This window comes from Pontibacter vulgaris, from assembly GCF_022758145.1.
Taxonomy (GTDB): Bacteria; Bacteroidota; Bacteroidia; order Cytophagales; family Hymenobacteraceae; genus Pontibacter; species Pontibacter vulgaris.
Map to the genome: position 1 here is coordinate 434,766 of NZ_JAJVDH010000002.1, position 20,033 is coordinate 454,798.

General features: G+C 41.6%; 12 protein-coding genes. 7 read left to right on the plus strand and 5 right to left on the minus strand.

The window, feature by feature from the left end; genetic code table 11:
- Positions 1-774 precede the first annotated feature (774 nt).
- The 6 genes from LWP20_RS02940 to LWP20_RS02965 all read left to right on the plus strand — a co-directional run bounded on the left by LWP20_RS02940 (position 775) and on the right by LWP20_RS02965 (position 14,679).
- Positions 775-3,831, plus strand: a complete 3,057-nt coding sequence (locus tag LWP20_RS02940; protein ID WP_242926616.1) for a SusC/RagA family TonB-linked outer membrane protein — start codon at positions 775-777, stop codon at positions 3,829-3,831.
- Between the two features lie 25 nt (positions 3,832-3,856).
- Positions 3,857-5,314: a RagB/SusD family nutrient uptake outer membrane protein gene (locus LWP20_RS02945; RefSeq protein WP_242926617.1), complete on the plus strand. Its 1,458-nt coding sequence runs from the start codon at positions 3,857-3,859 to the stop codon at positions 5,312-5,314.
- Positions 5,315-5,429: 115 nt separating this feature from the next.
- A complete protein-coding gene (locus LWP20_RS02950; protein WP_242926618.1) occupies positions 5,430-7,091 on the plus strand; it encodes an amidase in 1,662 nt (553 codons plus the stop codon).
- 122 nt (positions 7,092-7,213) lie between these two features.
- The gene (locus tag LWP20_RS02955) at positions 7,214-9,598 is read left to right on the plus strand and encodes a prolyl oligopeptidase family serine peptidase (RefSeq protein ID WP_242926619.1); all 2,385 of its coding nucleotides are present in this window, start codon (positions 7,214-7,216) and stop codon (positions 9,596-9,598) included.
- Between the two features lie 582 nt (positions 9,599-10,180).
- Complete coding sequence (locus LWP20_RS02960; protein ID WP_242926620.1) at positions 10,181-13,240, plus strand: SusC/RagA family TonB-linked outer membrane protein; 3,060 nt, start codon at positions 10,181-10,183, stop codon at positions 13,238-13,240.
- 17 nt (positions 13,241-13,257) lie between these two features.
- Positions 13,258-14,679 carry a RagB/SusD family nutrient uptake outer membrane protein gene (locus tag LWP20_RS02965; protein ID WP_242926621.1) on the plus strand — a complete coding sequence of 474 codons (1,422 nt, stop codon included), beginning with the start codon at positions 13,258-13,260 and terminating at the stop codon, positions 14,677-14,679.
- A 73-nt stretch (positions 14,680-14,752) separates the two neighbouring features.
- Here LWP20_RS02965 and LWP20_RS02970 read toward each other — a convergent pair whose 3' ends face one another.
- Positions 14,753-15,559, minus strand: a complete 807-nt coding sequence (locus tag LWP20_RS02970; RefSeq protein WP_242926622.1) for a phosphatase PAP2 family protein — start codon at positions 15,557-15,559, stop codon at positions 14,753-14,755.
- Between the two features lie 303 nt (positions 15,560-15,862).
- On the opposite strand from LWP20_RS02970, the gene metK reads away from it, so the two are divergent.
- Complete coding sequence (metK, locus tag LWP20_RS02975) at positions 15,863-17,167, plus strand: methionine adenosyltransferase (protein WP_242926623.1); 1,305 nt, start codon at positions 15,863-15,865, stop codon at positions 17,165-17,167.
- Between the two features lie 85 nt (positions 17,168-17,252).
- Here metK and hpf read toward each other — a convergent pair whose 3' ends face one another.
- The 4 genes from hpf to LWP20_RS02995 all read right to left on the minus strand — a co-directional run bounded on the left by hpf (position 17,253) and on the right by LWP20_RS02995 (position 20,031).
- Positions 17,253-17,552 (minus strand): ribosome hibernation-promoting factor, HPF/YfiA family, encoded by a 300-nt coding sequence (hpf, locus tag LWP20_RS02980; RefSeq protein WP_242926624.1) that lies wholly within the window; start codon positions 17,550-17,552, stop codon positions 17,253-17,255.
- Between the two features lie 24 nt (positions 17,553-17,576).
- Positions 17,577-18,455: a phage lytic cycle repressor MrpR family protein gene (locus LWP20_RS02985; protein ID WP_242926625.1), complete on the minus strand. Its 879-nt coding sequence runs from the start codon at positions 18,453-18,455 to the stop codon at positions 17,577-17,579.
- Positions 18,456-18,525: 70 nt separating this feature from the next.
- Positions 18,526-18,720 (minus strand): 30S ribosomal protein S21, encoded by a 195-nt coding sequence (rpsU, locus tag LWP20_RS02990; RefSeq protein WP_242926626.1) that lies wholly within the window; start codon positions 18,718-18,720, stop codon positions 18,526-18,528.
- A gap of 171 nt (positions 18,721-18,891) precedes the next feature.
- Positions 18,892-20,031: an acyl-CoA dehydrogenase gene (locus LWP20_RS02995; protein WP_242926627.1), complete on the minus strand. Its 1,140-nt coding sequence runs from the start codon at positions 20,029-20,031 to the stop codon at positions 18,892-18,894.
- Positions 20,032-20,033 lie beyond the last annotated feature (2 nt).

Below are 20,033 nucleotides of genomic sequence, written 5' to 3' on the forward strand. Positions count from 1 at the left end.
TTTACTCTGTTCTGGTAAGTATCAAGGCTCCTATAGATGGCCGCTCACTGATAAGCGCTGTTCAATTACAAGCCCGAAAATTATAGATGTAAAACCTTGTTTATAACCAGTTTTAACTGATGCCATAACAACGGATAAATGCATAAATTTTGCCATGCTTAAATAATCGTGATTTGAAGCCTTACAGCTATTCAGTATTTAGAATTTCTCCCTCGTTGCAAAGCTTTTGAGAAGCATTTTACATGCTGAAGATAAGAAGTGTGTTGTGCTGTGCCTGTAGCATGTGTCTGTTTGTAAACTTGGGTTGTGTTGTAATATGTTGTGATTTAAGTTTTTACGGAGAATGATGAGGCCCATAATGCGACCTTTATGCATACGTGGTTTTCATGCTACATTCAACAAAGTGCTGAATCATTATTAGGATGGGCTAAGTTATAGGTATTTTAGTTTGCTGTGGCTTAATTATGTGTAAAGTACAATTTTATAGTTTGATTAATGTTAAAACATTAAATTGAATAATATTAATGTTGTTTAAACATTTATTGTTTGTGGCAGGGAGAATTTACAGGGTAAAGGTAAAGGAATCATGGGTTTATGAGCTTTAAACTGTGATTAAGGTCAAATATGAATATAGATCGTTTTTATATGATTTTAATTTAAAAATATTATTTTTGGTTAAAATTTATTTCCTGTGAGTTTGGAATTATGATATTGTGCCTATATTTGGAGACAAACTAATCTATTCACAAATCTATTAATCTTAAGAAGTCTAGTATGAAGAAGAGTTTACTACTCAGTTTCATCTTTGTGCTCGCGCTTGTTGTTCAAGCATGGGCTCAAAGTAGAACAGTGACTGGAAAGGTAACTGACCAAGAAAACGGTCAGGGGCTACCAGGCGTTGCTGTTCTTGTTAAAGGTACCACAACGGGCACTGCTACAAATGCTGATGGATCTTACACTATTAATGTGCCAGCTGATGCAAACACATTGGTGTTTAGATTTATTGGTTATTTAACAAAGGAAGTGGTAATTGGATCATCTTCTAATGTAAATGTTGCTTTAGGCCTGGATAACAAGCAGCTTTCTGAAGTTGTGGTTGTTGGTTACGGTGCGAAAACGAAGGAGGATTTATCCTCATCTGTTTCGGTTATCAGCTCAAAAGATATTGAGTCGAAACCAGTGCCTTCTGTAGATCAATTATTACAAGGTAAAGCGGCTGGTGTTCAGGTAACAGCAGCTAATGGTAAGCCTGGTGCAAATGCTTACATCAGAATCCGTGGTACAGGGTCAATAAATGCTAGCAGCCAGCCATTGCTTGTTGTGAACAATGTGCAGATACCTGACAACATGAGAGATCAGTTCTTTAATAGCATTAACGCTAATGATATTGAAAGTATTTCTGTGTTGAAAGATGCGGCGGCGGCTTCAATTTATGGTGCAAGAGGTTCTAACGGCGTTGTAGTAATTACAACTAAAAGTGGTGCTAAATCTAAGGGTACACTTACTTATCGTTTCCAAACAGGTGTAAATGAAAAGCTGCCTGATAACTTCGAAATGATGAATTCAGCTCAGAAGTTACAGTATGAGTATGAGATGGGATATACCAACCCATACATTAATAGCTATTTTGCAGCGAACTCTACAACATTTCCAAAAGGGACAACTATAGTTAGCATTACTCCAGAGCAGCGTCAGCAAGTATGGAATGCCATCGGTGCCGTAGATCATAACTGGCAGGATGATATTCTTCAGAGTGGAAAAATTGAGCAGCATGAACTTTCTTTTGGTGGTAGCGCAGGAAGCACTACTTACTTTTTCTCGTTGCAGAAGTTCGATCAGAAAGGTATTGTTATTGGTAATGAATTCGGTAGATATTCAAGTACTTTAAATGTTAGCACAGAGATCAAGCCTTGGTTAACTGTGGGTAACTCTTTGAATATTGGCCATACAAGCTCTAACGAAACAAGAGATAGAAACAACGTACAGAACCCGTTCAGGGCTATGTATACATACAATCCTTATGAGCCTGTATTCAATGCGGATGGAAAATACAATGCTACTCACCAAGGTGTAAACATTATTCAGTACATGCAGACTGAGCCTGAAATGCAGAAAAACTTAACTGGCTTAAATGCATTTAATGTTGATTTCCACCCAATTAAAGGCCTTAATGTAACGTCAAGAGTTGGTTTAACATTAAGAGATTACACAAGAGAAGCATTTTCTCAGCCAGGAGGAGCTCTTGATCCTATTGTGGGAGACCCTGCAGCACCAGGCTCAAAAACGGACAATGGTTCTAAAGAATTCTATTATAGCTGGACTAACCAGGCCAGATATCAGTTTAACTTAGGTACTGATCATAATATCAGTGTTATGGGGCTTCAGGAGTTCCAAAAAAGCCACTTTAGCAGCTATAGTTTACAGAAAAAGGGTTTCGCAAGTGCTGACCTGACAACTCAGGATAATGGTGCTTCTAACCTTGGTAACAACACAACATCTAAATCTATTTGGGCACTATACTCTTTAGCTAGCAGTGCAGAATATAGCTTTCAAAAGAAATATTTCCTTACAGGAAGTGTAAGACGAGATGGTTCTTCTAGATTTGGCGAAAATAATAAATATGGAACGTTCTGGTCTACCAGTGCTTCTTGGTTAATGTCGCAAGAAGGTTTTCTGCAAGGCTATGATTGGTTGTCTCTTCTAAAGTTAAGAGCATCAATTGGTACAGTAGGTAACTTCAGCGGTATTTCTAATTACCAGTCATTAGGCACATTTGCATTTGGCAGATATAATGGTGCATTAACAAGTTTCCCTAACCAAATTGCAAACCCTGATCTTACTTGGGAGTCAAAGCTCAAGCGCAACATTGGTGTTGATTTTGAGCTGTTCCAATCAAGAATTGCGGTTGGTGTAGATTATTATAATGAATACACTGATGACCTTCTTTTAAGTGAGCCTGTATCCAGAACTACTGGTTTTACATCTGTGACCAGAAATATTGGTGCAATGTCTAACAAGGGTGTTGAGGCATCTGTTAGCATAGATCTTATTCGTTCTGATAAGTTGACATGGTCTGTTAATGGTAATGTTACCTTCAACAAAAACCGTGTGGAGGAATTAAATAAAGGGCAGGAAGAGATTGTTGATGGTAACACTGGTATCAACGTTTATAGACCAGGTCATGCTTATAGTACTTTTAAATTGGTACGTTGGGCTGGTGTAGATCCGGCAACTGGTGAAGCACAATTCTATACCAAGGATGGGGAAATAACTAAAACTTATTTAGCATCAGATGCAGTTGTTCTTGATGGTAAGAGTTCAAACCCTGACTATTACGGTGGTTTTGGTACAAGTGTAGCATTCAAAGGTTTCGATTTATCTGCACAGGCTAACTATACTATTGGTGGTTATACTTATAATGGCGTGATGTCTGGGTTAGTGTCTTGGGGACCTTCTCGTGCACAGGCATTAAGTACAGCCGCATTAGATTACTGGAAGCAACCAGGTGATGTAACATTCTTGCCAAAAGCTTCTGCAACAAATACTACCAGAACAACAGATCAGTATTTACAGGATGCTTCATTCTTAAGGTTGAGAAACGTAACACTAGGTTATACTGTGCCAAAGAGCTTAACTGAAAAAGTTAAAGTACAGAACCTAAGAGTTTATGTTCAAGGACAAAACCTCCTGACATATATTCCTAATTACTTTGGTGATCCGGAAGTAGGAACAGGTAGCGCAGAAAGCAATTTGTTCATTCCAGGACAATTCAGCTTGTATAGCTATCCTACAACTCGCCAATTTACCTTTGGTTTAGACCTGAGTTTTTAAGTAACAGCTTTTAATTAGATTAAAAATGAAAAGAAAATATATATACATGCTTGCTATAGGACTTATGTCTTTCGCAAGTTGTGAAAGCGAGTTAGATCAAGAGCCATTCAGCGCTTTAAGTACAGGACAAGCATTCAAAACAGAAGCTGATTTTGTGAATGCTCTAAGAGGTGCTTATACTGGTTTGAGAGGTGCTACTTACTACGGTGGCCAGGATGGAGGTTCTATGATCATCACTCCAGACATCATTTCTGATAATTTGATTATAAATTCGCAGGGAAGATTTTCTCAGCAAACTACTTATCAATTAAATTATACAGCGAATAATACCTGGAACATCTGGAATAACGCTTATACTACTATTCTCAGAACCAATTATATACTTGAGAATATAGATAATCTTCCTGAAGGTGCAGCAAAGAACAATATAAAAGCTGAAGCCTTAGCTCTAAGAGCTTTATCTCATTTCGATCTTTTACGCACCTATGGTAAGCGTTATATTGGTGCAACTGATTCTGACTTAGGAGTTCCTTATGTTACTTCTACTGACCCTAGTCAAAAGCCAAGCAGAACTCCACTAAAGAAAGCTTATGATTTAATGGTGGCTGATTTTCTTGCTGCAGAGTCAGGTATAAATTCAGCGAACGGTGTAGGTAGATTGAATAAAGCAGCTGTTCAAGGTTTATTGGGTCGTGTATATTTATACATGGGGCAATGGCAAAACTCAGTAGATAAATCTACTGCTGCAATCGCAAATGTTCCTGCTGCAAATGCACTTGCTACAAGAGCTGAATTCCCTGCAATTTGGACAGACGCTACGGAAAAAGATGTATTGTTCAAGGTGAAAATACTTGATACTGATGCTACTCCAGCTGTTACTGTAGGGGTGGGTTATCAGCAAACCGTAACTGGCAATGTAAGAGCTGAGTATAGCCCAACTTGTGAATTAGTTAAGCTTTATCAGGCAAACGATATAAGAACAACAACTTATATCGGTCAATCCACCTATAGTGGGTTAACAGCCAAATATGTTAAAAAGCATGTTGGTAGAGCTACTGGTGCTTTAAACGTAGTTGATGTTAAAGTAATCAGGCTTTCAGAAGTATATTTAAACAGGGCAGAAGCACTATATAATTTAGGTGCTGCAAGACATGTAGAAGCACTTGCTGATTTGAATGAAATCAGAAGCAGAAGATATGATGCTAATGTGCCACTGGTTGTTGCAGGTCAGGAATTATATGATGCTATCTTAACAGAAAGAAGGTTAGAACTTGCCTTTGAAGGTCATCGCTTCTTCGATCTTAAGCGTCTGAATTTACCAATAGAGCGTTCAGCTACTGAAGGAGATGCAGCTGACTGTAGTGGTGTAGTAGCACCTGCTACAGCAAGAAGCTTACCTGCTGGTAACTTTAGATGGGAATTGCCAATTCCTCAAGCGGAGATAGATGCTAACGAAAATATTGTACAAAATAGCGGTTACTAATTTTTATTAATTGCTACTAACTTAAAGGGCTGCTTGTAAAGCAGCCCTTTTCTTTTAAATTGTGAGTGTGTTATTTGAAAGAATGTTAATTAATAATGAAAACATAGTCAACAATATGTTCAAAAAAACTAAAGTAGCTATACTTGGAGCCACTTGCTTCCTCTCCGGTGCTTTTATTACCAAAGTAGCCGATAACAAAGTAACAGTGGGTATGCTGCAGAATGCACAACATCTACTGGGCCTGAATTTTACCAACGCACAACTCGATTCTGCCACAAGTGAAGTAGAGGAGTTGAGAGCCAGCTATGAAAGTATAAGAAAACAGCCGCTTACAAACGATGTGGCGCCGGCTATCATGTTCAACCCGATACCGGTTGGGTTTACTTTTGAGCAGAAGAAAGAAAAGTTCGAGGTAGAACGAGCAAAAAAGACAAAGCTACCTGTAAACAGAGAAGAACTGGCGTTTTATACGGTGCCACAACTGGCAGAGCTGATAAAAACAAAACAGATATCATCTGAAGAACTTACACGCTTTTTTCTGGCGCGGCTTAAGCACTACGGGCCTACATTGGAGTGCGTAACAACTTTAACAGAAGAGCTGGCGCTGCAACAGGCACGCAAAGCAGACCAGGAAATAAAAGCCGGAAAGTATAAAGGTATGCTGCATGGTATTCCTTTTGGTGTGAAAGACTTGCTGGCAACTAAGAACTATAAAACGACCTGGGGCTCGGTTCCTTACAAAGACCAGCAAATAAACATGGATGCTACAGTAGTGCAACGCCTCGAACAAGCAGGGGCTGTGTTGGTAGCAAAACTAACTTTGGGTGAGTTAGCGATGGGCGATGTATGGTATGGTGGCAAAACAAGATCTCCATGGGATATCAGTAAAGGCTCCAGTGGTTCGTCAGCAGGATCGGCTTCAGCAGTAGCGGCAGGTTTGTTGCCTTTTGCTATTGGTACAGAAACGTTGGGTTCTATAGTTTCACCGTCTACTGCTTGCGGAACAACTGGGCTTAGGCCAACGTTTGGCCGTGTCAGCCGCCATGGGGCAATGGCCCTAAGCTGGTCGATGGATAAAATTGGGCCAATAGCGAGAACTGCTGAAGATTGCGCCATAGTGTTTAATGCCATTTATGGCCCTGATGGTAAAGACCTGTCTGTGCAGGATGCCCCTTTTAACTTTAATAAAAGTATAGATGTTAAAACGCTACGTGTAGGATATCTGAAAAAAGACTTTGAGCGTGAGTATGGTTTTAAAGCAAACGATCAGGCTACGCTGGAGGCTTTACGAAAAGCAGGTATAGAATTAGTGCCGATGGAATTACCTGATATGCCGGCCCGTGACCTGACATTTACTATTTCTGCAGAAGGAGCTGCTGCCTTTGATGAGCTGACCCGCAATGGCCGCGATCAGTTAATGGTTAAGCAGGATAAAAATGCATGGCCAAATACCTTTCGCGCGGGTCGTTTCATAACGGCGGTAGAATATATACAGGCGCAGCGTGTACGCACGCTCATGATTCAGCAGATGCATGAAAAGTTTAAAGATGTAGATGTATATATCAGCCCTTCTTTTGCGAGCAATAACCTGGTGCTTACCAACCTGACTGGCCATCCTTGTGTAGTTCTTCCGAATGGTTTCCAGAAAAACGGTATGCCAACAACTATAACATTTATGGGTAAACTATACGGTGAGGCAAAGCTTCTGGCCTTCGCAAAATTCTACCAAAGCCTGACAGATTTTGATGAGCAGCATCCCAAATTGGCTGCAAAGTGATTTAAGTATTCTCTGTAAAACAAGTATAAGTCTGAGGTTGCAGTCAGTAGTTTGGCAACCTTAGACTTATTTCTTTTATTTGGGTAGCTAACTATAATAAACTACCTGTAACCAAAACAAACATGCTACTCAAAAGTAAAGCTGTTGCCTTTTCTGCTTTTCTGCTACTGTTAGGTGGCTCAGTGCAGGCTCAAACGGGGCCAACCACGCTAAGCGTAGAAAAAATAATGCGTGATCCGAAATGGATCGGCACTTCGCCAAGCAATATCTCCTGGTCTGAAGACGGGAAAAAAATATACTTTAACTGGAATCCGGAAGGCAATCGCAAAGACTCGCTTTACAGTGTTTCGGCCGAAGGGAAGAACATTAAAAAAGTAAGTGCACAAGAGCGCAGAAGCTTGCCAAGCAGGTTTGGTAGCTATAATAAAGCCGAATCAAAGAAAGTATATGAAAGGAACGGTGATATTTTCCTGCTCGATATTAAAAGCGGAAAAACACAGCAGCTTACTAATACCGTTGAGCGGGAGAGTAATCCATCGTTCAGCTTTGATGAAAAGAAAGTAGTATACCTGAAAGACAGCAACCTGTTTGCATGGAATGTGAGCAACGGGCAAGTAGCGCAGTTAACGGATTTCCGCAAAGGCCGCAAACCTGCCGACGAACCTAAAGACCAGCAGAAAGAGTGGTTGCAAAAGCAGCAGCTGGCCTTATTGCAAATAGTGCGCGACAGAGAGGCAGACAAAGCTGCTTTAAAAAAACAACAGCAAGCAGATTCTCCTTCACGTCCAAAGGAAATATATATAGAGGAGAAGAATGTAGATGGCGTTGTGCTTAGCCCTGATGAACAGTTTATAACCTATAGGTTAGTAAGCAGGCCGAAGAATGCCAAAATTGCCCTGGTGCCTAACTATGTTACTTCGTCTGGCTACACAGAAGATATTAATACGCGCACCAAGGTAGGAGATGCACAAGCTACCGTAGAGTTTTTTGTTTACGATACCCGCCGCGATACCACTTTTGCAGTACAGATGAAAGATGTGCCGGGCATTTACGAACAGCCTGCATACCTGGAGGCAAATGCTGCCAAAAGCAGCGCAGGGAAAACAGAGAAGCAGGAACAGCGCAAAACCATACTATATGGCCCATTCTGGTCCGGTAATGGCAAGTATGCCGTAGTTGTGGCCCGCTCCGCAGATAATAAAGATCGTTGGATACTAAAGCTTGATCCTGCAACCGGTAAGTTAACCACACTGGATCGGCAGCGCGATGAGGCCTGGATAAACGGACCGGGTATTGGGTATGATGCCGGTGCTATTGGTTGGATGCCTGATAATGAGCATGTATGGTTTCAGTCGGAAGAGAGTGGTTACTCGCACCTTTATACCGTAAATTTTAACTCGGGTAAAAAGAAAGCCCTGACAAGCGGCAAATTTGAAATCTCTAACGCTACATTGTCTGATGACAAAAAGCATTGGTATTTCATAGCTAATAAGGTGCACCCGGGCGAACAGCATTTTTACCGCATGCCGTTGCAAGGTGGAGAAATGGTGCAGTTAACGACTATGTCGGGCGCAAATGAAGTTGAGATTTCTCCGGATGAAAAAACGCTGGCAATACGCTACTCTTATAGCAACAAGCCCTGGGAGTTGTATGTAATGGATAACAGAAAAGGTGCCAAACCGCGCCAGGTCACGCAATCGCTTACTGAAGAATTTAAGTCTTACAAATGGCGTGAGCCGGAAGTGATTTCTTTTAAGGCAACCGATGGTGCTGATGTATATGCGCGCGTTTATAAGCCAGCCAAACCGGAAGCCAAAGGACCAGCTGTAATATTTGTGCATGGCGCCGGTTACCTGCAAAATGCGCATAAGTGGTGGAGTACTTACTTTAGAGAGTACATGTTTCATAATTTCCTGGCAGACCAGGGGTATACCGTGCTCGATATTGATTACAGAGGAAGTGCCGGTTATGGCCGCGATGTGCGAACAGGGATTTACCAGTTTATGGGAGGTAAAGACCTGAGCGACCACGTTGATGGAGCCAAGCTTTTAGTTGATAAGTATAATGTAGATCCGAAGCGGATTGGTATTTATGGTGGCTCTTATGGTGGCTTTATTACACTGATGGCCATGTTTACGCAACCGGATGTTTTTGCAGCCGGGGCAGCTTTGCGTTCTGTTACAGATTGGGCGCACTACAATCATGGTTATACTTCTAATATACTTAACACACCTTATACTGATAGTTTGGCTTATACTAAAAGCTCTCCAATTTATTATGCTGATGGTTTAAAAGGGGCTTTGCTGATGTGCCACGGTATGGTAGATACGAATGTGCACTTCCAGGATATAGTTCGCTTGTCGCAACGCCTGATTGAGTTAGGGAAAGATAACTGGGAGCTGGCAGTTTACCCGGTTGAAGACCACGGCTTTGTTGAGCCTGCCAGCTGGACAGATGAGTACAAGCGTATTTATAAACTCTTTGAACAAAATCTGAAAAAGAAATAGCAAGTATAAAGTTCTTGTTTGAAAGCGCGGGGTGCATCAGCATCCCGCGCTTTTTTATTCCTGTCATTTTCAATTGTTTTTAAAGAGCAGGCCAAATAGTATCCATACTTATGAATACTATACATCTTATGCCGCAGGGCAATAGAGCTGAGCAAGTATAGTAAAGACTATATATTTGATTTACAGCAATTCATACTTCGGTAAATTATTGATGAGAAGATGAAAATTTTATATTCCCTCGAGATGCAATAAAAGGCAGAATACATTTTTTAGCTGCTGCTTCACTTTCATCTATTATGCTTAAACATAGCTTTTATATTGCAATAATAATGTTTAGACATTATCACAAAATAATGCAACTAAATTATTTTGCTATTTAAATAATTGATTCATAATATGTTATAAAATTAAAATATAGTTGGGTTAGATGAAATGTGCATAAAATGACTGTATTGATAAAATTTTTAGTGTCAGTTTTTACATTGTTATAACATTGATATATATTTGGACACTAACTAATTACACAATTATCAATTTTACTAATCTAACTTTATGAGAAAAGTTCTATTATTAAGTTTGGTAATGCTCCTAACACTTGTTAGTCAGGTGTGGGCGCAAAACCGAACTATTTCAGGGAAGGTAACCGACTCTGGAAGTGGACAACCCCTGCCAGGTGTAAACGTGGTAGTAAAGGGTACTACAGTAGGTACTTATACAGGTGGCGACGGTAGCTATACTGTAAATGTGCCATCTGAAAATGCTACACTGTTATTTTCGTTTCTGGGTTATGTAGCGCAGGAAGTTAATGCTGCAGGCAAAACTGCTGTAAATATTTCTTTGAAAGAAGACAGCAAAGCGCTTTCGGAAGTAGTTGTTGTGGGCTACGGTGTGAAAGATGTAAAAGATGTTACTGGTTCAATTACCAGTATCAAAGCTGCTACAATCGAGAACCAGCCAGTACAAAGCTTCGACCAGTCTCTTGCTGGCCGTGCTGCAGGTGTTCAGATCACAAATACCAGTGGTGCCTTAGCTGATGGTGTTACTGTACGTGTGCGTGGTGTTGGTTCTATTTCTAACAGCTCCCAGCCACTATACGTTATTGATGGTGTGCCTATGGCTCAGGTTGCTAACCTGAATACATTTAACGGTGGTAATGGTACACGTTACAACCCGCTTGCCGACCTTAACCCAAATGACATCGCATCAATCGAAGTACTGAAAGATGCTGCTGCTTCTGCACTTTATGGTTCTCGTGCAGCTAACGGTGTTATACTGGTAACTACAAAAAGAGGTAAATCTGGTACTTCAAAAGTAACTTACGACTACTATACTGGTTTCCATGAAGTAGTTAACACACCTGAAATGCTGAACGGTGATGATTACATCGCCATCCAGAATGAGAAAGCAGCAAACAGAGGATTAGCTCCAATTGCTGGTAATGTGGATATAAATGAAGATGGCGTTCCTGACAGAACAAACTGGCTGGATGAGATTTTCAGAAGAGGTACTGTACAAAACCACCAGCTTTCACTTTCAGGTGGTACTGAGAAAGCATCATACTATGGTTCTGCTACTTATGCTGACCAGAAAGGTGTAACTGAAGGAAACAGATTAAGAAGAGGCGGTGCCCGCTTAAACATCGACATTACTCCAAAAGACTGGTTCAAAGCTGGTATTAGCACAAGCTTTACAAAGTCTCTTAACAACGGTATTCTTTCTGAAGGTTACCTGGCTGGTGCCGGTGTAGCAGGTTTCAATGCTGCTCCGAACGTACCGGTATATGGTAAAGATGGGTTCTATTACCTGAACTCGCTTGGTTTATTGGGAGATGGTGCTAACAACACATCATATAAGTTGAATAACTTCTATCACCCGCTTGCAAACCTTCAGTTACAGCGAAACAATAACACTTCCCAAAGAATCTTAGGTAATGGTTACATTGAAGTGCAGCCAATCAAAGACCTTAAGGTTACTTCAAAGTATGGTATTGACTATATCGACAATTTTGAAGATCAGTATAGCGATCCTCGTATTGCTGGTCTTGGAAGAAGCTACAACGGTCTTGTGCAGACAAACAACCTGCGTCGTAACCAATGGAGCTGGTCAAACTATGCTACTTACAGCAAGCTAATTGCAGAACAGCATAACATTACTGCTACAGCTGGTTTAGAGTATCAGGAGGTTGAGCAATACTTTATTGGTGCTTATGCCGGTGACTTTGCTGATCCATTCTTTAAGGATATTATCTCAGGTACATTCTCTGAGCAACTTGGCGCTGATGGTGGAAGAACACATAATGGTTTTGATTCTTATTTCAGCCGTTTATCTTACGATTTTGGTAGCAAATACTACGCAGAAATTGCTTTCCGTGCTGATGCCTTCTCTGGTTTTGGTATAAACAACAAGCGTGGTTATTTCCCTGCCGGTTCTATTGGCTGGAGAATATCTGAAGAGAACTTTATGGACCAGTTTGAGTTCTTGAACGACTTAAAACTGCGTGCCAGCTACGGTGTTGTTGGTAACTCTAACATCGCTGACTTTGCTTCAAGAACGCTTTATGGTGGTGGCTTATATGCAGAGCAGAATGGTTTAAGCCCGGTAAGGGTTGGTAACTCTGAACTGCAGTGGGAGACTTCAACTAAGTTAGACGTAGGTTTTGACTTATCTATCTTAAACGATCGTATCGGTGCTACTTTTGATTACTTCTACAACGACATCACTGACCTGGTTCTAAATGCCCCAGTACTAAGAACTACAGGTATACCTGGTGCTGCAGTTAGCACAAACATTGGCTCTATGTATAATAAAGGTGTTGAATTATCAATCAATACAGTAAATATTCAAAAAGCTGATTTCTCCTGGAATACATCTTTTAACTTCTCTGCAGTTAAAAATGAGGTGACAAGCCTTTACAATGATGTAGCTGTAGTGAGTGGCTCAAGTGAAGCTGCAGTTGGCTATGGAATTGGTGAGTTTAAGCTGATCCGTTGGGCTGGCGTAAACCCTGCTAACGGTAATGCTCAGTTCCTTGCGAAAGATGGTACACTGAAGCAGTACGATCCAGCAACTAAGAAGTATTACCTGGCAGATGGTACTGAAACTTCAGATATTACTGCTAATGATGCTGTTTATGCCGGTAACCCTTATCCGAAATGGTTTGGTGGTTTCGATAACACTTTCAAATACAAAGGATTTGACTTAGGTGTTTTCTTCCAGTACAGCGGTGGTAACAAGATTCTTAATACTACCCGTGCATCTTTAATGACAAATTACCTGAACAACAACATTGCTGAGATCAAAGACAGATGGCAGAAACCAGGTGATAACACAGATGTTCCAAGACTGTATTTACAGGATAACATCTCTACCCGTACTTCAACAAGATGGTTAGAAGATGGCGACTTCCTGAGACTACGTCAGGTGAGCCTGGGTTACAACCTGCCTGCTGCAGTAACATCTAAACTTGGTATCAACAATATCCGCGTGTACGGACAGCTGCAAAATGCATTTGTGTTGACAAAGTATAAAGGTGCAGACCCTGAAGTAAACACTAATAGAAATGCGAACATTGCTTACGGTGTAGATAACCGTTCTATTCCGCAGGCTCGCAGCTTCACGTTTGGTGTAAATGTTGGTCTATAATTTATTCCATTACAATCATGAACAAAAGAATTAAAAATAATATAACTGCATCACTTTTGCTGGGAGCGCTTTCATTTGCTTCTGTGTCATGTGATGTAATTGAAAAAGAGCCGATCGAGAACTTCTCTCCTGACGCTGTTTTCTCAACCCCTGCCCGTATTGAAAAGGCTGTTGTGGGTATGTACGATGACAACCAGAATGCTGAGTTCCTGGGAGGTCGTGCCTTGATCTATTCAGATGTACGCGGTGCTGATACTGATCCTGCTTCTTTCTTCGGAGGAATTGGTCTGTTCAACACACTTTCTAATGATGGTACAGTAACTGCAGCATGGACTGGTGGTTATAGAGCAATCTATACAGCAAACCAATTCCTTCAGGCTCTGGAAGCTAATCGCACGAAAGTTCCTACTGATTTGCTGGCTAAACAGTATGAAGCTGAAGCAAAATTTATCAGAGCATTAAACCACTGGTACCTGGTAAACCTGTTTGCACAGCCATATACTTTCTCTGCTAACGGTTCACACTTAGGTATTCCACTTTCTCTAAAAGCGTTTGATGCTACAAGTGCATTTACGCCTGAGGCCCAGATACCAAGAAATACTGTAGCCGAAGTATATGCTCAGATTGAACAGGATCTGTTATTTGGTGCGAGCAACCTGCCTGTACGTGCCGGAACTGGTTTCGGAGATGTTGCACGTGCTACTCAGGGAGCTGCTGAGGCTTTATTAATGCGTTTATACTTGTATAAAGGCGATAACGCAAAAGCAATTGAGTTTGCAGATAAAGTTAAAGCTAGAGGTTATGTTCTTAACCCTTCTCCGGTAACTGTATTCAGTAACTATACAACGAAAGAGTCTATTTTCTCTGTGGCTCATAACCAGGGCGATAATCCGAATACCAACAACTCACTTGGTCAGCATTATTCTCCGGTTAAGCGTGGTGATATTTCTGTAAATCCTTACTTAAATCTGTTTGGTGCACAGGAATTAACCGACCTTCGTAAAACTGCTTTAGTTACAGTAGATGCTAAAAATAAAGCATGGACTCTGAAGTATACTGATAACACACAGTGGGTGCCGGTTATCCGTTATGCAGAAGTAGTTTTAACTAAAGCTGAAGCACTTGCAAAACAGTCTGATCTTCCTAGTGTTGAAGCACTTGACTTGCTAAATACTATTCGTAAGAGAGCTGGTGCAATTGAGCTTACTCTTTTGGATGTGCCTACTAAAGAAGCGCTGGTAAATGCTATTCTGTTAGAAAGAAGAAGAGAGCTTGCATTTGAAGGACACGGAATGTTCGACCTGTTAAGAAACAAGAAAGATATTCCTGCTAACGGATCAAATTCTGCTCAGGCTTATGGCTCAAATAAAACTATCCTGCCTATACCTCAGGTAGATATTCAGGCCAACCCTAAGCTGGTACAAAACCCTGGTTATTAATCATCAAGGTTATTTATAAAAAAGGCCCGCAATATTGCGGGCCTTTTTGTTTTAGATATACCTGAAAGGTACTTTAGAAAGTATAAGCAAAGGCAGCCCCGTTAAATTCAGGAGAGGCAACCGGTACCAGGCTCATGTTTGTCTTGTTTGATTTTTTATGCAGTTGCGGCACAAGTATACCGGCGGCTGCACCTAAAGTATAACCAATAATATTATCGCTCAGGAAGTGCTTACCGGCTTTCAGGCGTAAATAGCCAACAGTAGCCGGAATGGCCGCGGCTGTAGCCCATACATATGGACGTGCCCTTGAATCGGGGTTGAAGTCATGAAATACTTTAGCTGCAAAAAATGTAGCACTTGCTGTGGCTGCCGTATGCCCGGCATAAAATGAATTGCGGGCATTAGCAGATTTACGATCCGACATATCTACCTCATCGTTGTAAACCATCGCTCTTGTGCGGGGAAAAGCAGCATTCGCGTTCGTAAATAAAGCGCCGGTAATAGCCATAGTTTCTACATACAGTACTGCTACCTGTCCGAATTTGCTACGCACATTATCATTTAATATCATTACAGCCAGAGGCATGGCAAAAGAACTATAAAAAGGAATGTCGCTTATCTTTTTAGCCTGGTCTGAATGATAGCCCACAGAGAAACGGTCAAAGCCATTTACGTCGTTCTTGCTAAGGTTTGCTATCTCTTCCTCAGTAAGGCCTTCTTTATCCTGCATCCTAGATAAGCCCCAGTAGCTAAGGCCCATGCCGGCTGCAATGATGGGTGCATCTACTTTCGTGCTGGTTTTATACGGCGAGTCGTCCTGTGCAAAGGCTTTGCCCGCCAAGCTAATAAAAGCAAGTAAAATGATTATATAGGATTTCATGTTTTGTCTTTAGAAATGGTACAATGAAGTGCTTTTGAAACGGGAGCACTTTTAAAAAGTTTTAAATTAAACGCCTTAAATAGCTATATAGAGCTTTTATTAACTTCGGAGAGCAATTTTAACTGCTGTTAAGTATAAGCTAGTCAGATTTATGATTGTATTTTATTAACACTAGCGCTAAGTATAACTTTACAAGCCTTAAAAGGCAATGAATTTTAAAGTATGGCATATTTCCCTTAGCTTTGTACCCGCTGCCGTAAAGGGCAGGCAGGTTTATACTTTGTACCTAAACCCAATTGTAAAATGCCATATTTATTTACTTCTGAGTCTGTTTCAGAAGGTCACCCAGATAAGGTTGCGGACCAGATTTCGGATGCCCTCCTTGATGAATTTTTAAAACAGGATCCTCAGTCTAAAGTAGCCTGCGAAACACTTGTAACCACTGGGTTGGTTGTGCTGAGCGGTGAAGTGAAAACGGATGGTTATGTTGATGTGCAAAAAGTCGCCCGCGATGTAATTAAGCGCATTGGCTATACCAAGTCTGAATATATGTTTGATGCGGATGCCTGCGGAATTATTTCTGCTATCCATGGTCAGTCAAGTGATATAAACCAGGGCGTTGAACGTGCTAACCCGGAAGATCAGGGGGCCGGCGATCAGGGTATGATGTTTGGTTACGCTACAAACGAAACCGACAACTACATGCCATTAGCGCTTAGCATTTCGCACCTGTTGCTGCAGGAGCTTGCCGCTATCCGTAAAGAAGGCAGAGAGATGACTTACCTGCGTCCGGATGCAAAATCTCAGGTTACAATCCGTTACAGCGACAACCACGTTCCTGAAAAGATCGATACCATCGTAATCTCTACTCAGCATGATGAGTTTGTAATGCCGAAAGCCGACACAGCAGAAGCAAGACAAGAAGCTGAAAAAGAGATGGTGCAGAAGATCAGCGAAGATATCAACAACATCCTGATTCCGCGTGTACTTAACTTACTGCCGGAGCGTATCCAGAAGCTGTTTGATAACGAGATCGTTTACCACATTAACCCAACTGGCAAGTTTGTAATCGGTGGCCCGCACGGCGATACAGGCTTAACCGGCCGTAAAATCATCGTAGATACTTATGGTGGTAAGGGTGCTCACGGTGGGGGTGCTTTCTCAGGTAAAGATTCTTCTAAAGTAGACCGTTCTGCGGCTTACGCTGCCCGCCATATTGCTAAGAACTTAGTAGCTGCCGGTGTAGCAGATCAGGCGCTGGTGCAGGTTGCTTATGCAATTGGTGTTGCAAAGCCGGTTGGCTTGTATGTAACTACCTATGGCTCTACTAAGGCAAAAGATGCAGCTGGCAATATTATGAGCGATGGCGAAATTGCTGAAAAAGTAAGCCAGTTGTTCGATATGCGCCCATATGCAATTGTACAGCGTTATGGCCTACAAAACCCGATCTTCTCAGAAACGGCAGCTTATGGCCACATGGGCCGCACGCCAGGTATAAAGAAGGTTGAGTTTGTAAAGAATGGCCAGGTTGAGGTGAAAGAGTTCGAAACGTTTACATGGGAAAAACTTGACTATGTAGATAAGATCAAGCAGGCTTTCAACCTATAGTTCAGCATAAAGTATAATTTACTTTCTAAGTATAAAAGAAAAGGCCCGTTGTACAACGGGCCTTTTCTTTTATACCTGATTATGGTTAATGTGCGTTTTGCTTTTCTTTATACTTTTTAAGCTGTTTGCGCATAGCTTCAATAGCTGCGTCAGCGGCTGCTTCAAATGATGGGGCATCTTCTTTAGAGAATAAAGTAGAGCCGGGTACAAATAGCTTGAGTTCTACAGTTTTATTGTCGTTGCCGTCGTTGTTATTATTTTTAAGGAACACTTCGCCCTCTACTATGCGGTCGTAAAATGTTTCCAGTTTGTCTACTCTTTGTTTGATAAAATCGGATAGCTGAGCGTCAGCTTCGAAGTGGATAGAGTGCATCTGTAGCTTCATAGAAGTATCTGTTTAAAGGTTAAATTATGCTTTAGGATGTGCCTTCTCGAAAATCGATTTAAGTTTCTCGATAGAGTTGTGGGTATAAACTTGTGTAGCTGCCAGGCTTGAGTGGCCTAATAATTCTTTAATAGCATTAAGATCTGCTCCATTATTGAGCAAGTGCGTAGCAAAAGAATGGCGCAGCACGTGTGGGCTGTTATGTTCAGAAGTTGTTACCAAGCTGATATACTTTTTTACCACACGATATACAAATTTAGGATATACCGGACGTGCCTTATTAGTAACGAGCAGCTTTTCGGAATTGTTATCGGTAAAATAGGTTTTCTTCAGCGCAGTATAATTTTCCAGGCAGGTAAGCAGCGAATCGTTAATAGGAACAATACGCTCTTTATTGCCCTTGCCCAGTACCCTTACAGTTCTGGCTCTCAGATCTATATCTGAGTGGCTGATGTTCACAAGCTCGGCTAATCGGATGCCTGTGCCGTACAAAAATTCAAGTATAAGCCTGTCGCGCTGGCCCTCAAAATTTTCTTCAAATTCAAAGCTATCCAGGAAAGAGTTAAAAGGCTCTTCGAGTACAAAGCCCGGTAGTTTCTTAGAAACCTTTGGTGCTTTTATGCGCAGCATAGGGTTGGCAGGTATGCGCTGCTGTGAAAGTAAAAACCTGTAGTAAGAGCGGAGGCAGGCAATTTTACGGTTGATAGAGCGCGGCTGAATATGCTGCTGTACCAATGTAAGTAGCCAGGAACGGATAATGGTATGATCTGCCTCGGCTGGATCGGTAATCTGGTATACTTGCTCTAAGTAATTTGAGAATTGTCCCAGGTCGGTGTGGTAGGAGGTAAGGGTATGGGGGCTATACCGCTTTTCGTATTGTAGGTACTTAAAAAATAATTCCATAAACTAGTATACCTGATGGGTGAATCAGCTATACTAATTTATGGAAAAATAAGATATGTTGGTAGAAAGACTAGTAGTTATCTTTCGCGAAAAGCGTCTGGATGTATCTAGCTTTCTCTTTCTGCTTTCTCTTTGTGATAGATGGCTTCTGGAAGAAAGTTCTTGATCTTAGCTCTTTAAGAACACCAGTTCTTTCGAATTTCTTCTTGAATCTTTTTAATGCACGGTCTACAGACTCGTTATCCTTTACGTTTACAATTATCATGTTATTTTTATTACTGCTTCTTTCGATATTTTGGATTGCAAATTTACACAAGCTTTATCTTATAAATCAATAGATTGAGTAAATTATTTATCTCAAACTACGATAAAAGTGCCGCAAATGTGTATTTTTTGTGTGGCAGCGATAGATTTTTACATGCTTTCGCTGGTAATGTTATTTTAAAATGGCTCTGGAAATCACCAGTTTCTGTATCTCGCTGGTGCCTTCGCCTATAGTGCATAGTTTAGCATCGCGGTAATATTTTTCGGCAGGGTAATCTTTTGTAAAGCCATAGCCACCAAAGATCTGAACTGCTTCGTTTGCCACTCTAACCGATACTTCAGAAGCATATAGTTTGGCCATAGCAGATTCCTTATTCACGTTCAGGCCGCGGTTTTTCATGTCGGCAGCCTGGTAAGTTAACAAAGAGGCAGCTTCTATTTCAGTAGCCATATCTGCTAATTTAAAGGCAATGCCCTGGAAGCTGGAAATAGGTTTGTTAAACTGGCTGCGCTCCTGCGAGTAGGCCAAAGCCGCTTCAAATGCACCCTGCGCAATGCCCAACGATAAAGCTGCAATAGAAATGCGGCCACCGTCCAGCACTTTCATCGCCTGTATAAAACCTTCGCCAACTTTGCCTAGTATCTGGCTCTTATGTACGCGGCAGTCCTGGAAAATAAGTTCTGTAGTTTCTGAAGCGCGCATACCCAGTTTGTCTTCTTTGCGGCCTGCACTAAAACCCGGTGTGCCCTTCTCGATTACGAAAGCCGTCATACCGTGCGAGTCGCCAACTTCGCCTGTGCGAACTATAACCACGGCCACATTACCGGATTTACCGTGTGTGATGAAATTTTTGGCGCCGTTAATTACGTAGTAGTCGCCGTCTTCTACAGCTACCGTGCGCATGTTGCCGGCATCAGAACCAGTGTTTGGCTCCGTTAAGCCCCAGGCACCAATCCACTCGGCGGTTGCAAGCTTTGGCAGGTATTTCTGTTTCTGCTCCTCGTTACCGAAAGCCAGAATGTGGCCGGTGCAAAGCGAATTGTGCGCCGCCATCGAAAGACCGATAGAACCATCAATCTTAGATAACTCGGCAATAGCTGTTACATACTCCAGGTAACCGAAACCCGATCCGCCGTACTCCGTTGGCACCAGTACGCCCATCAGCCCCAGTTCGCCTAATTGCTTGAACACCTCTACCGGAAACTCCTGGCTGTCGTCCCACTCCCGCATTTTAGGCTTGATGTGTTTCGCTCCGAAGTCCCGGACCATGTCCGCGATCATGCGCTGGTTTTCTGTTTGTTTTAATTCCATCT